This is a genomic window from Nocardioides pacificus, from assembly GCF_054775955.1.
Window position 1 is genome coordinate 536,037 of sequence record NZ_BAAHCI010000015.1, and the last position, 12,770, is coordinate 548,806.

At 69.6% G+C, this 12,770-nt stretch carries 12 protein-coding genes; 5 read left to right on the forward strand and 7 right to left on the reverse strand.

From position 1 onward, the window contains the following. A partial coding sequence (locus ACYU7L_RS21040; protein ID WP_460800663.1) for an acetyl/propionyl/methylcrotonyl-CoA carboxylase subunit alpha occupies positions 1-1,731 on the reverse strand: 1,731 nt, incomplete at its 3' end. A 153-nt stretch (positions 1,732-1,884) separates the two neighbouring features. Here ACYU7L_RS21040 and ACYU7L_RS21045 point away from each other — a divergent pair. Further along, complete coding sequence (locus tag ACYU7L_RS21045; RefSeq protein WP_460800665.1) at positions 1,885-3,114, forward strand: glucose-1-phosphate adenylyltransferase family protein; 1,230 nt, start codon at positions 1,885-1,887, stop codon at positions 3,112-3,114. On the opposite strand, the gene ACYU7L_RS21050 is transcribed toward ACYU7L_RS21045, so the two are convergent. Beyond that, a complete protein-coding gene (locus tag ACYU7L_RS21050; protein ID WP_460800667.1) occupies positions 3,104-3,496 on the reverse strand; it encodes a MerR family transcriptional regulator in 393 nt (130 codons plus the stop codon). The two genes, ACYU7L_RS21045 and ACYU7L_RS21050, sit on opposite strands and share 11 nt — an antisense overlap. Before the next feature lie 110 nt (positions 3,497-3,606). Here ACYU7L_RS21050 and ACYU7L_RS21055 point away from each other — a divergent pair, with 110 nt between their 5' ends. Together ACYU7L_RS21055 and ACYU7L_RS21060 are read left to right on the forward strand one after the other, a co-directional pair. Further along, the gene (locus ACYU7L_RS21055; RefSeq protein WP_460800669.1) at positions 3,607-4,788 is read left to right on the forward strand and encodes an acyl-CoA dehydrogenase family protein; all 1,182 of its coding nucleotides are present in this window, start codon (positions 3,607-3,609) and stop codon (positions 4,786-4,788) included. 90 nt (positions 4,789-4,878) lie between these two features. Further along, positions 4,879-5,451 carry a GtrA family protein gene (locus tag ACYU7L_RS21060; RefSeq protein ID WP_460800671.1) on the forward strand — a complete coding sequence of 191 codons (573 nt, stop codon included), beginning with the start codon at positions 4,879-4,881 and terminating at the stop codon, positions 5,449-5,451. Here ACYU7L_RS21060 and ACYU7L_RS21065 read toward each other — a convergent pair. After that, positions 5,381-5,992 (reverse strand): Maf family protein, encoded by a 612-nt coding sequence (locus ACYU7L_RS21065; protein WP_460800673.1) that lies wholly within the window; start codon positions 5,990-5,992, stop codon positions 5,381-5,383. The two genes, ACYU7L_RS21060 and ACYU7L_RS21065, sit on opposite strands and share 71 nt — an antisense overlap. Positions 5,993-6,075: 83 nt before the next feature. Between ACYU7L_RS21065 and ACYU7L_RS21070 the strand changes: the two genes are divergently transcribed. Then, complete coding sequence (locus ACYU7L_RS21070; RefSeq protein WP_460800675.1) at positions 6,076-7,101, forward strand: glycoside hydrolase family 6 protein; 1,026 nt, start codon at positions 6,076-6,078, stop codon at positions 7,099-7,101. A 76-nt stretch (positions 7,102-7,177) separates the two neighbouring features. After that, positions 7,178-8,224: a response regulator transcription factor gene (locus ACYU7L_RS21075; protein WP_460800677.1), complete on the forward strand. Its 1,047-nt coding sequence runs from the start codon at positions 7,178-7,180 to the stop codon at positions 8,222-8,224. A 78-nt stretch (positions 8,225-8,302) separates the two neighbouring features. Here ACYU7L_RS21075 and ACYU7L_RS21080 read toward each other — a convergent pair whose 3' ends face one another. The 4 genes from ACYU7L_RS21080 to ACYU7L_RS21095 all read right to left on the reverse strand — a co-directional run bounded on the left by ACYU7L_RS21080 (position 8,303) and on the right by ACYU7L_RS21095 (position 12,730). Then, positions 8,303-9,022, reverse strand: coding sequence for a hypothetical protein (locus ACYU7L_RS21080; RefSeq protein WP_460800679.1), 720 nt, complete (start codon positions 9,020-9,022; stop codon positions 8,303-8,305). A gap of 65 nt (positions 9,023-9,087) precedes the next feature. Next, positions 9,088-10,614: a glycosyltransferase family 2 protein gene (locus tag ACYU7L_RS21085; protein ID WP_460800681.1), complete on the reverse strand. Its 1,527-nt coding sequence runs from the start codon at positions 10,612-10,614 to the stop codon at positions 9,088-9,090. A 266-nt stretch (positions 10,615-10,880) separates the two neighbouring features. Beyond that, positions 10,881-11,099 carry an acyl-CoA carboxylase subunit epsilon gene (locus ACYU7L_RS21090; protein ID WP_460800684.1) on the reverse strand — a complete coding sequence of 73 codons (219 nt, stop codon included), beginning with the start codon at positions 11,097-11,099 and terminating at the stop codon, positions 10,881-10,883. Between the two features lie 23 nt (positions 11,100-11,122). Further along, the gene (locus ACYU7L_RS21095) at positions 11,123-12,730 is read right to left on the reverse strand and encodes an acyl-CoA carboxylase subunit beta (protein WP_460800686.1); all 1,608 of its coding nucleotides are present in this window, start codon (positions 12,728-12,730) and stop codon (positions 11,123-11,125) included. Positions 12,731-12,770: the final 40 nt, after the last annotated feature.

Below are 12,770 nucleotides of genomic sequence, written 5' to 3' on the forward strand. Positions count from 1 at the left end.
GCCGACCTCGGCCTTGAGGCCGGTGACGGTGCCGGCCTTGTGAGCCTTGAGCGGCTGCTCCATCTTCATCGCCTCGAGGACGATGACGACGTCACCCTCGGCGACGCTCTGGCCCTCCTCGACGGCGACCTTGACGATGGTGCCCTGCATCGGGCTGGTGACGGAGTCGCCGGACGCGGCCGAGCCGGACTTCTTGGCGCCGCGGCGGACCCGCTTGCCGGTGGGGGAGGTGGAGACGGGGCCGAGGCCACCGCCGAGACCGGCGAGACCGCCGGGGAGCACGACCTCGATGCGCTTGCCGCCGACCTCGACGGTCACGGTCTGGCGCTCGCCCTGCTCCGCGCCCTCACCGTGCTCACCGGCGTAGGGCTCGATCTGGTTGTCGAACTCGGTCTCGATCCAGGACGTGTAGACCCCGAACGTCGAGCCGTCGCCGATGTAGGCCGGGTCGTTGACGACCGTCTCGTGGAAGGGGATCACCGTGGGCATCCCGTCGACGCTGAACTCGCCCAGCGCGCGGCGCGAGCGCTCCAGCGCCTGGGTGCGGTCACGGCCGGTGACGATCAGCTTGGCGACCAGGGAGTCGAACGAGCCGGGGATCGTCTCGCCGGCCTCGTAGCCGCCGTCCACGCGGACACCGGGACCCGACGGAGGGTTCCACTTGGTGAGCGTGCCGGGGGCGGGCATGAAGTTGCGCCCACCGTCCTCGGCGTTGATCCGGAACTCGATCGAGTGGCCGACGACCTGCGGGTCGTCGTACCCGAGCTCCTCGCCGGCGGCGATGCGGAACATCTCGCGGACCAGGTCGATCCCGGTGACCTCCTCGCTGACCGGGTGCTCGACCTGCAGGCGGGTGTTGACCTCGAGGAACGAGATCACGCCGTCCTGGCCCACGAGGAACTCGCAGGTGCCGGCGCCGACGTAGCCCGCCTCCTTGAGGATCGCCTTGGAGGAGGTGTAGAGCGTCTCGATCTGCTCATCGGTGAGGAACGGCGCGGGCGCCTCCTCGACGAGCTTCTGGTGGCGGCGCTGCAGCGAGCAGTCGCGGGTGGAGACCACGACGACGTTGCCGTGCTGGTCGGCCAGGCACTGGGTCTCGACGTGGCGGGGCTTGTCGAGGTAGCGCTCGACGAAGCACTCGCCGCGACCGAACGCGCCGACGGCCTCGCGGACCGCCGACTCGAACATCTCGGCGACCTCCTCCTCCTTGCGGGCCACCTTGAGACCACGGCCGCCGCCGCCGAAGGCCGCTTTGATGGCGATGGGGAGGCCGTGCTCCTGGGCGAACGCGATGACCTCGTCGGCGTTCTCCACCGGGTCGGCGGTGCCGGCGACGAGCGGGGCGCCGACCTTCTGCGCGATGTGGCGGGCCTGCACCTTGTCGCCGAGGGAGTCGATGGCGGCCGGCGGGGGGCCGATCCAGATCAGCCCGGCGTCGACGACGGCCTGGGCGAAGGCGGAGTTCTCGGCGAGGAAGCCGTAGCCCGGGTGCACCGAGTCGGCACCGGTCTTCTTCGCGACCTCGATGATCTTCTCGATCGAGAGGTAGGAGTCGGCAGGGGTGCTGCCGCCCAGCGAATGGGCCTCGTCGGCCAGACGCACGTGCAGCGCGTCCCGGTCGGGCTCGGCGTAGACGGCCACGCTGCCGATGCCGGCGTCGCGGCACGCGCGGATGACGCGGACTGCGATCTCGCCTCGGTTGGCGATGAGGACCTTCTGCAACTGGGGCACCCGTTGACTCCTGCTCTTGACTTCGGAGGATCTGTGCTGTTCTGCGCGGCAGCGTACCGCCACCGTCCGGGACCTTCGGCCCGGGTCTCACGCCTCAGGGGCCACCCCGGGGAAGGCCGACCTCGTCACCGCGCGCGTGCCACGATCGGTTTCATGCCTCGTGAACGCATTCTCGCCATCATCCAGGCCGGTGGAGCCGGTGGCCGGATGGACGTGCTCACCCGGGAGCGGGCGAAGCCCGCCCTGCCCTTCGCCGGGGTTTTCCAGCTGGTCGACTTCCCGCTGTCGAACCTGGCGCACAGTGGGATCTCCGACGTCTGGCTCTCGCTGCAGTATCAGGGCGCCACGCTGGAGGAGCCGGTCGCCAACGGGCGGCCGTGGGACCTGGACCGCAACCGCGGCGGTCTGCGGCTGCTGATGCCGCAGCAGGGAAGCGGCACCGACGAGGAGGACGGGTTCGCGCAGGGCAACGCCGATGAGCTCTATCGGATCCGCGACCAGATCCGCGACCTGGCGCCCGACCTGGTGATCGTGCTCAGCGCCGACCACGTCTATCGCCTCGACTTCACCGACGTCGTCGCCACCCACCGCGCAGCGCAGGCGGAGTGCACGCTCGTCGTCACCGACGTGCCGGTCGAGGAGGCCGTCGACCACGCGGTCGTCGAGCACGACCAGGACGGGCGGGTGACGGGCTTCGCCTACAAGCCTGAGGAGCCCAGCAGCGGCACGGTCGCCGCGGAGATCATCGTCTATGAGCCCGATGCGCTGATCGAGGTCGTCGAGGAGCTGCACCGTGAGCTGAGCTCCGGCAGCGAGGAGGGCGACAGCGGGCTCGGCGACTTCGGGGAGCACCTGGTGCCCCGCTTCATCGAGCGCGGCCGGGCGCACGTGCACCCGCTCGGCGGCTACTGGTGCGATCTCGGGCAGCCGCACAAGTACCTGCGCGCCCATCTCGACGTCCTCGTCGACGACGTCGGCGTGCTCTCGCAGCCCGGCTGGCCGATCCTCACCCGACAGCCCTCGCGGGTCCCTGCCCGTGTGCTGGCGGGGGCCGAGGTGCGCGACAGCATGCTCAGCACGGGCAGCCGCGTGTCGGGCACGGTCATCCGCAGCGTCATCGGTCCCGGCGCGGTCGTCGAGGCCGGCGCGGTGGTGCGGGGCTGCGTGATCTTCGGCGACACCGTCATCCAGGCCGGAGCGACGCTCGACGGCGCGGTGGTCGACTCCGGCTGTGTCGTCGGCAGGGACGCCGTCGTCGGCGACCCCGACGTCGATGCCACCAGCGACCCGGATCTGGTGATCCTCGTGGGACGCGGGTCGACGGTGGGGGAGGGCGTCCGGCTGGCGCCGGGGGCACGGTTGGAGCCGGGGACTACGGCTTGAGGGAGGGCTTGAGCGTGGCGAGGGTGTCGCGGCAGCGGGCCTCGACCTCGTCCAGGTCGCGCTCGGTCTGATCGATGTCGGCGCGCATCCGGGCCAGCTCGGCGCGACGCACGCCGATCTGGTCGAGGAGGTACTCCAGCTGGCCCGCCTCCCCGGGGCGATCGTCGTACATGTTGACGATCCGGGCGATCTCGTCCAGCGCGAAGCCCAGGCGGCGCCCGCGCAGGACGAGCTCGAGGCGGATCCGGTCGCGTCGGTGGAACACGCGTGCGGTGCCGCGCCGCTCGGGGTGCACGAGGCCGAGCGCCTCGTAGTGCCGGATCGTCCGCAGGGTCACGCCGTACTCCTGCGCCAGCTCGGTGATCGACCAGGTCTGCTCCATCGCGCTCCTCGGGTCAGGGGTCGGCAGGGCTTGCGGTGACGCTACGGAAGCGCCTTACGTTGACGTCAGCGTAAGTCCCGGCACGTGAGCCCAGCACCCAGGAGAGATGCATGTCGTTCGAGCTGTCCCGTGAGCACGAGGAGTTCCGTCGCAGCGTCCGCGAGTTCGCGGAGGCCGAGATCAAGCCCCACGCCGCGCAGTGGGACCGCGAGCACCACTTCCCCGTCGACGTGGTGGGCAAGATGGGCCAGCTCGGGCTCTTCGGTCTCACCGCGCCCGAGGAGTACGGCGGTGCCGGGCTCGCGGGCGACGAGGGCGGGTTCACGTCGCTGTGCCTGGCGATCGAGGAGATCGGCCGCGTCGACCAGTCGATGGGCATCACCCTCGAGGCCGCGGTGGGGCTCGGCATCAACCCGATCCTGACCTACGGCACCGACGTCCAGAAGCAGGAGTGGCTGCCGGCGCTCGTCGCAGGAGAGCGACTGGCGGGCTTCGGGCTGACCGAGCCCGGCGCCGGCTCCGACGCGGGCGCGACCCGGACCAAGGCAGAGCTCGTGGACGGCCAGTGGGTCGTGAACGGGGCGAAGCAGTTCATCACCAACTCCGGCTCGTCGATCACCTCGCTGGTCACGGTCACCGCCCGCACCGGCACGCGTGACAACGGCTCGGCCGAGCTCAGCACGATCATGGTGCCCAGCGGCACGCCCGGCTTCACCGCCGAGAAGGCCTACGACAAGCTGGGCTGGCACGCCTCGGACACCCACCCGCTGTCGTTCGAGGACGTGCGCGTCCCCGAGGCCAACCTGCTGGGTGAGCGGGGCCGCGGGTATGCCCAGTTCCTCGCCACCCTCGACGACGGTCGGGTCGCGATCGCCGCCCTGGCCGTGGGCTGCATCCAGGCCTGCCTCGACATGAGCGTGGAGTACGCCGGCGAGCGGCAGACCTTCGGCGGACCGATCGGTCGCAAGCAGGGCGTGGCCTTCCAGATCGCCGACCTCGAGGTGATGCTGCACGCCTCGCGCCTGCTGACCTACCGGGCAGCGGCGATGAAGGACGCGGGCGCCTCGGTGAAGGAGTTCAAGCACGCGGCCTCGGTGGCCAAGCTCTATGCCACCGAGTCGGCCGTCACGGCCACCCGGATCGCCACCCAGGTCTTCGGCGGCAACGGCTTCATGGAGGACTACCCGGTCGCGCGCTTCTACCGGGACGCGAAGGTCCTGGAGATCGGTGAGGGCACCTCGGAGGTGCAGCGGATGCTGATCGCGCGTGGGCTGGGTCTGCCGGTCGAGTAGCCCGGTGATGTGCCCGGTGGAGTAGCCGGGTCATACCCCCCGGGGTACCCGAAGGTGGCGTGGGGGCCCCGGGGGTTTAGCCTTGCCTTCATGGGTAACCGCTGGCAGCGCGTCCTCGCCGAGGGCGGTCGCTTTCTCGCTGTGGGTGGCGTGGCCACCATGGTCGCCCTCTTCCTGTTTAACCTGATGGTCCACGGCTTCAGCACGGGCTACGAGCCGCCCTTGGCCGACCACGTCATCCTCGCCTACGTCATCGCCAACACCGTGGGCATGCTGATCAGCTATCGCGGCAGCCGGCTGTGGGCGTTCAAGGAGCGCGAGCCGGTCCACGCGGACGGGGGGCGGACTGCGTTCGTGATCATCAACGTGGTCACGATGACGCTGCCGATCGCGTGCCTGTCGTTCAGCCGCGGTGTCCTCGGGTTGGCCGACCCGGTGTCGGACAACATCTCCGCCAACGTGATCGGCTTGTCGATGGGTCTCGTCGCCCGCTTCTACCTCTTCCGGCGCTTCGTCTTCCGGCGCCCGGTGCACCTGCTGCACCTGCACCACCTGCCCGAGGAGATCGACGGACTGGAGGGTCCTGCCGACCTCAGCGGTTCCACAGGTCAGGCCACGAGTGTCCCAGCTGGGCGGCCAGCTCCCGGACGAGCGGCAGGCTGACGCCGACCACGTTGTGGTGGTCGCCCTCGATCCCACGCACGAACGCGCCGCCGAGCCCGTCGACGGTGAACGCGCCGGCGACCCACAGCGGCTCGCCGGTCGCGACGTACGCCGCGATCTCGTCGTCGTCGACGTCGGCGAAGTGCACCGTCGTCGAGGCCGTCGCCGAGCGGGCCCCTTCGGCGCGCGTGTCGTGGCCGGTGTCGTAGAGGTGGTGACCAGTGTGCAGCACGGCGCTTCGCCCCCGCATCTGCTGCCAGCGTCGTACGGCGTCGGGCGCATCGACGGGCTTGCCGAGGGCCGTGCCGTCCAGCTCGAGGACGGAGTCGCAGCCGAGCACCAGGGCATCGTCGGGCACCCCGGAGCCCTCGACCACCGCCCGGCACTTGAGCTGCGCCAGTCCCAGGGCCAGCTCCGCCGGGGGGAGTCCGTCGAGCTGCGACTCGTCGACCCCGGAGACGATGACGACGGGCTCGATCCCCGCCGAGCGAAGCGTCGCAAGGCGGGCGGGCGAGGCGGAGGCGAGGACGAGGCTGGTCACGTCCTGAGATTAGTGCGCGACCAGACGGGTCCCCGACTAGACGGGTCCGTTGGGGCGAGCCGGGGCCTGACTACGCTGCGCACGTGAGACCGCATGCCTGGAGGAAGCGCCGCACCGTCGTCGGGCTCGTGGTCATGGTCTTCGGTGTGGTCGCCGCCGTCTCGGTGGCGCTCCTGTGGGACGTGATGCCGTGGGCGAAGGGGGCGCAGGAGGTGAACCCGTTCGCCCGCACCCCGCTCCATGTCCGAAGCGACAGCAAGGCGGCCGTGGCGGCGCGCGAGGCCGCCGACGCCGGTCGGACTGACGAGGCCGACACGCTGAAGCGGCTCGCCGCGGTCCCGACCGGGATCTGGCTGACACCCGAGACCCATCCGAGGGGAGCAGTCGGTGCGCTGGTGCGCCAGGAGGCGGCGGCGGCGAACGAGGCCGGCCGGCTGCCCCTGCTGGTGGTCTACGGCATCACCGATCGTGACTGCGTCGACGGGCTCTCCTCCGGGGGACTTCCTCCGGAGGACTACCGCGCCTGGGTCCGGGAGATCGCCGAGGCCTCCACCGTGGCGGAGAAGGTCGCGGTGGTCCTCGAGCCCGACGCGCTGGCGACTCTCGTCGGGTGCACCGGTCAGGAGCAGCGGCTCGGGCTGCTGCGCGACGCGGTCGAGGTGCTGCGCTCGAACGGCGCCACGACGTACATCGACGCGGGGCACTCCTCGTGGGTGCCGGTCGAGGCGATGGCCACTCGCCTGCGGTCGGTGGGTGTGGAGTCGGTGCGTGGCTTCGCGCTCAACGTGTCCAACTTCGAGACCGACGAGGACGAGCTGGCCTACGGCGACGCTTTGGTCGAGGCGCTCGGGGGCGGCCACTACGTCATCGACACGGGCCGCAACGGCGGTGGACCGGCCCTCGACGAAGCGGGGGAGCGCGTGTGGTGCAACCCGTCCGGACGCCGGCTGGGCACGCCGCCGGGGCCCGTCGACGACGACTCTGCGCTCGACGCCCATCTGTGGGTCAAGCCTCCGGGGGAGAGCGACGGTGAGTGCGGCGGTGGTCCCCCGGCCGGGGACTTCTGGGTCGAGAGAGCGTTGGAACTGGCGTCGGCGGCCGGCTGGTGACGCCGACCACGCACTCTTGACCTATCCGGCGGTCGAATCGGCGCGTTGTGTCCCGGTGCGTTGTTAGAGTCGTGGCATGAGTTCAGTGGAGTCGGAATGGGTCGCGGTCATCATCGAGGATGACCCGGATGTCCGAGACCTCCTCGACATCGTGCTCACTCAGAGCGGATTCCACACGGTGGTCGCTTCGAACGGCCCGGAGGGCGTCGAGGCCGTACGCCGCCACGACCCGCTGCTGACGACGCTGGACGTGAACATGCCGGGCATGGACGGCTTCGCCGTCGCCAAGCGGCTACGCGAGTTCAGCAACACCTACCTCATCATGATCACCGCCCTCAACGACGAGATCGACGTCGTGCAAGGCCTCGAGGCAGGGGCCGACGACTATCTCGTCAAGCCCTTTCGTCCCCGCGAGCTGCGGGCACGCGCCGACTCGATGCTTCGTCGTCCGCGGGCGCGGCAGGAACAGGTCGGACCGGCGCTCAGTGAGCCGGACCCGGCTCCCACCCACGACACGGCAGAGTCCTGGGCGGCCGCAGCAGCCCGCGACCTTCAGCAGGGATCGCCGCTGTCGGCCCTGAGCCAGCACCCGGAGGTGGCCCAGCCTCCTGCTGCTCAACCGCCTGCCGCCTGGGTCACCCAGCCGCCCCAGCAGATGGTTCAGCCGGTGGCTCCTCCGGCGGAGGCGCCGCGGTTCGCTCCGCTGCCACCGGCGCCCGCGCCGGCCAGTCAGCAGCACCAGCCCGGGCCGCACCACTCCTTCCACTCCGACGTGGACCAGGCGTCGGTCGACGGGGCCTGGGTGCGCTTCAACGGGCTGGCCCTCAACACCGACACCCGCGTGGTCACGGTCAACGAGCGATCCGTCGAGCTGACGCGCACCGAGTTCGACCTGCTGGCCTCCCTGCTCAGCACGGGCCGCCGCGTGCGCAGCAAGGCAGACCTCGTGCTGACGATGCGGGGCCAGAACTACGTCACCGCCTACTTCGTCAACGAGGCCGACAAGCGGGCCGTCGAGGTCCACATCGCCAACCTGCGCCGCAAGATCGGCGACGACGCGGCCACGCCCCGCTTCATCGAGACCGTGCGGGGCGTGGGCTACCGCCTGGCCGTCGAGCTCTGACCGACGACTCCACGCGCACGACGAAGGGCCCACCCCCGCGGGGGGGTGGGCCCTTCGTCGTACGGCGACTGGGTCGGATCAGTTGGCGTTGATCGGGATCCTGGCGACGGCGGTCTTCTCCTTGGACGAGAAGATCGCGATCGGGACGGTCTCGGTGATGACCGTCTTGCGGTAGGCGTCGGACCCGGCGGAACGCTCGATCCAGACCGTCGCACGGAACGTCAGCTTGAGTCCGACCGTCTCCAGAGCCGTCGGCCGGATCCGCTGGTTGCGCAGCTCGAACGAGCCCTTGGGGGAGGTGATCAGCATGCCGTAGTCCGTGGCCACCGGCTCCGGGTCGAAGGTGATCTTCTTGGCGTCGGCGTTCAGGCGGTAGGGGCTCTCCGAGCGGCCCTTGGTGCGGATGGTCTTCGAGCGCACCGAGATGTTCCCGAGGTAGACCCGGCGCTTGGAGGCGAACGGCGCGCGCAGCGGGCGGTCGAGGTCGTAGGCCTGGAAGGTGAAGGAGAAGAACTTGTTGCCGCGGGGGTACCACTCGTTGGTGCGGGGCGTCGACTTCGTCGGCCACAGCGTGTAGACGAAGTCGAGACCCTCGACGTCGATGTGCGACTGGTAGGTCCCGTCCCGGGTGAACTGCGAGTTGTACGGCGTCTGCGGCGTCGTGGTCGCGGAGGCGGCCGGCGGTGCAGGCTCCGCCTCGTCGTCGTCGCCCCAGAACGAGCAGCCGCTCAGGGTGGCCTGGAGGAGGACGACACACACAGCGACGATGAGCAGGCGCGCACGCTTCGGGCGGGGCATCGGGGATCTCCTGGCGGTGGCGGGGGGCGCGAGCGGGGTCGGCGGCGGGGTCGGGAGGAGGGGCGTCATGCCTGGTACCCCCGATAGCGCCGCATCGCCTTGATCAGCATCCAGGCGGTCTGCAGCACGGTGATCACGCCGAGGATCGGCCAGCCCACCGAGAGCACGTCGGACTGCAGGCTCAGGGGCAGCTGCAGCCAGATCGCGGCGAGCGCGCAGAGCACGACCAGGAAGGCGGCGGCCGGGTAGAGGTAGGAGTTGCCGCTGCCGCGCTCCGCCTTGGCCTGCGCCGCCCAGTTGTCGGTCTGCTGCCGGCTGAAGAACTTCAGCCACGAGCGCGTGAAGTGGCCCAGTCGCACCCACATGTAGATCTCGGCGGGGAAGACCAGGACGGCGAAGAGGTAGTCGCGCCGGTTGCGGTAGTACATCGACCGGGCCACGCGCAGGTTCAGCAGGGTGGCGGCGGCCGGCGGGATCAGCCACCAGGGGCTGAACACGAACGCGCTGATCGACAGGGAGGCGAAGAGCAGCGTGAAGAACATCGTGCGGGTGACCATGTTGAGCACCATCGAGACGTGCTCGAACCAGCGCAGCCGCAGGTTGGGGTGCAGCGGCTGACCGCGGGTGTCGCCACGCTGGCCGGGCCACATCAGGTCGATGGCGCCGAAGTTCCACTTCACCTGCTGGGCGTCCAGGCCACGCAGCGTGGTCATGCCGCCGACGTGGGCGCGCGCCGTCGCGCTGATCTTGGTGAGGTAGCCGGCGCTCTTGATCTGCAGCGAGAGCAGGGAGTCCTCGACCTCGCTGTCCTTGACCCAGGGGTGGCGCTGGTGGCTGTCGCGGATCACGTCACGCAGCGCCTGGGTCGAGAAGATCGAGAACTGGCCGCCCAGCACGGCCATGTTGCGGCCGCGAAGCAGGTTCTGCATGTTGAAGGCGGAGAACTGTGCGCGCTGGCCCGCGATGAGGAACTTCTCCATCGGGCCCTTCAGGGCGCTGTCGTCGATGCTGTAGATCGCCGAGATGCCGCCGATCCGGTCGTCGCTGGCGATCTCGTCGACCAGCTCCTTGATCGCGTTCGGCTCAGGGGTGGTGTCCCCGTCGACGCCGAGCAGGTAGTCGTAGCCCTCCACGAGCGAGTAGCCGTAGTTCAGGGCCCCGACCTTCTTGTCGGGGTTCTCACCGATGTCGTGCACGAAGATCTCGGTGACCTGCTCGCCCTCGAGCGTCTGGCGGATGTGCTCGCCGGCGTAGTGGCTCGCGAACTCGACGGTCTCGTCGGTGGTGTTGTTGACGATCACGTGGATGACGTCGGGGAGCCGGGTCTGCTGCAGCAGGCTGTCGAGCACGCTGGCGATCGAGTCGGCCTCGTTGTAGGCCGGGATGACGCACCCGATCGTGGGTCGATAGGTCGGGATCTCCTCGATCCCCGCGAGGAAGTCGTCGGCGTAGGCCTGCATCCCCGGGTCGGGGCGCGGCAGGCGCTGGACGTAGGCCTTCGCCGGGGCGTCGGCGGGGTAGTGGTCGTTGCCCCCGAGAGCGCCAGGCGTGGGCTGAGGCCACCCGCCCTGACCGTTGTTGCTGGGGTTCACGCTGTCTCCCGTCCTGGGGCAATCGGGAGACTGCCCTGCTGCAATTCGCAGATCCAGTCTGGGTGGGCAACCTCAAGAGGACGGTCGTTCCTGCTCAAGATCGCCCTTGTTTTGCCTCAAGAGCAAAGACCGAGTCGGCGCATCTTCACCCTCGAGTCGGCGCAATTTCACGGTGAAGACGCGCCGACTCGGCGGTGAAAGTGCGCCGACTGGGCGGTGAAGATGCGCCGACTCGGCTGGTGCTGGTGCTGGTGCTGGTGAGGGGGCTAGCTGGGCAGGCCGCTGCTGCGCCAGCCTCCGGGTCCGTGCTGGACCGGCGGCGCGATCTTGCGGTGCGGAGCGCTCCAGGACGGGCTCGGCGGCGGGTTCGCGTCGTCCTGGGCGGCGGCCAGCGCCCCGAAGACGGTCACCAGCGCGGCGACCTCCTCGGGGGTGACGTCCTTCTGCTCGATGCGCAGGAGGGGGGCCTGGATCGGCTCACTCACGTCGCTCACCTCGCTCACCCCACTCACAGCGGGATGTTCCCGTGCTTCTTCGGCGGCAGCGTCTCCCGCTTCGACTGCAGCAGGCGCAGCGCCCGAACGATCTCCATGCGCGTCTCGTGCGGCGTGATGACCGCGTCGACGTAGCCCCGCTCGGCGGCGAGGTAGGGGTTGGCGAGGTGGTCCTCGTACTCAGTGATCAGCTCGGCGCGCTTCGCCTCCGGGTCGGCCGCCTCCTTGAGCTCGTTGCGGTAGAGGATGTTGACCGCACCCTGCGCGCCCATCACCGCGATCTGGGCGGTCGGCCACGCGAGGTTGATGTCGGCACCGAGGTGCTTGGACCCCATCACGTCGTACGCGCCGCCGTAGGCCTTGCGGGTGATGATCGTGACCAGCGGGACCGTCGCCTCGGCGTAGGCGTAGATCAGCTTCGCGCCGCGACGGATGATGCCGTTCCACTCCTGGTCGGTGCCGGGCAGGAAGCCGGGCACGTCGACGAAGGTCAGCACCGGGATGTTGAAGGCGTCGCAGGTGCGCACGAAGCGCGCGGCCTTCTCCGAGGCGTCGATGTCAAGCGTGCCGGCGAACTGCATCGGCTGGTTGGCCACGATGCCCACCGGACGACCCTCGACCCGGCCGTAGCCGATCAGGATGTTGGGCGCGAACATCGGCTGGACCTCGAGGAACTCCTCGTCGTCCAGCACCGTCTCGATGACGGTGTGCATGTCGTAGGGCTGGTTGGGGCTGTCCGGGATCAGCGTGTCGAGCTCGAGGTCGAGCTCGGAGAACTCGAGGTTGGCCGGGTCGTGGAACGCCGGCGGCTCGTCGTGGTTGTTCTGCGGCAGGTAGGACAGCAGCGCCTTGACGTACTCGATCGCATCGTCCTCGTCGGAGGCCATGTAGTGCGCGTTGCCGGACTTGGTGTTGTGGGTCCGGGCGCCGCCCAGCTCCTCCATCGTGACGTCCTCGCCGGTGACGGTCTTGATGACGTCGGGACCGGTGATGAACATGTTGGAGGAGCCGTCGACCATGATCGTGAAGTCGGTGACGGCGGGGGAGTAGACGTGCCCGCCGGCGCAGGAGCCCATGATCATCGAGATCTGCGGGATCACGCCGGACGCGTGCACGTTGCGTCGGAAGATCTCGCCGTAGAGCCCGAGCGAGACCACACCCTCCTGGATGCGGGCGCCGGCGCCCTCGTTGATGCCGATGATCGGGCACCCGGTCTTGATGGCGAGGTCCATCACCTTGGTGATCTTCTCGCCGTACACCTCGCCCAGGGAGCCACCGAAGACCGTGAAGTCCTGCGAGAAGACGCAGACCTGACGACCGTCGATCGTACCGTAGCCGGTGATCACTCCGTCGCCGTAGGGGCGTCGGTCCTGCAGGCCGAACGCCGTCGAGCGGTGGCGGGCGAGCTCGTCGAGCTCGACGAACGAGCCCTCGTCGAAGAGCAGCTCGATCCGCTCACGTGCGGTCTTGCGTCCCTTGGCGTGCTGCTTCTCGATCGCCTTGGCTGAACCGGCGTGGACCGCCTCGTCCAGCCTGCGCTCGAGGTCCTGCAGCTTCCCCGCGGTGGTGTGGATGTTGATATCGGTGGGGACTTCGGTCCCCTCGCCAACATGTGCGCTCACGCGTATGGCCTCCTCGTCGTCTGTGCGGCAATCTAGCGCC

Coding starts and splice junctions, on each gene's coding strand:
- ACYU7L_RS21075 (WP_460800677.1), top strand. CDS start 7,178: ATGAGTTCAGTGGAGTCGGAATGGGTCGCGGTCATCATCGAGGATGAC.
- ACYU7L_RS21060 (WP_460800671.1), top strand. CDS start 4,879: ATGGGTAACCGCTGGCAGCGCGTCCTCGCCGAGGGCGGTCGCTTTCTC.
- ACYU7L_RS21055 (WP_460800669.1), top strand. CDS start 3,607: ATGTCGTTCGAGCTGTCCCGTGAGCACGAGGAGTTCCGTCGCAGCGTC.
- ACYU7L_RS21050 (WP_460800667.1), bottom strand. CDS start 3,496: ATGGAGCAGACCTGGTCGATCACCGAGCTGGCGCAGGAGTACGGCGTG.
- ACYU7L_RS21080 (WP_460800679.1), bottom strand. CDS start 9,022: ATGCCCCGCCCGAAGCGTGCGCGCCTGCTCATCGTCGCTGTGTGTGTC.
- ACYU7L_RS21045 (WP_460800665.1), top strand. CDS start 1,885: ATGCCTCGTGAACGCATTCTCGCCATCATCCAGGCCGGTGGAGCCGGT.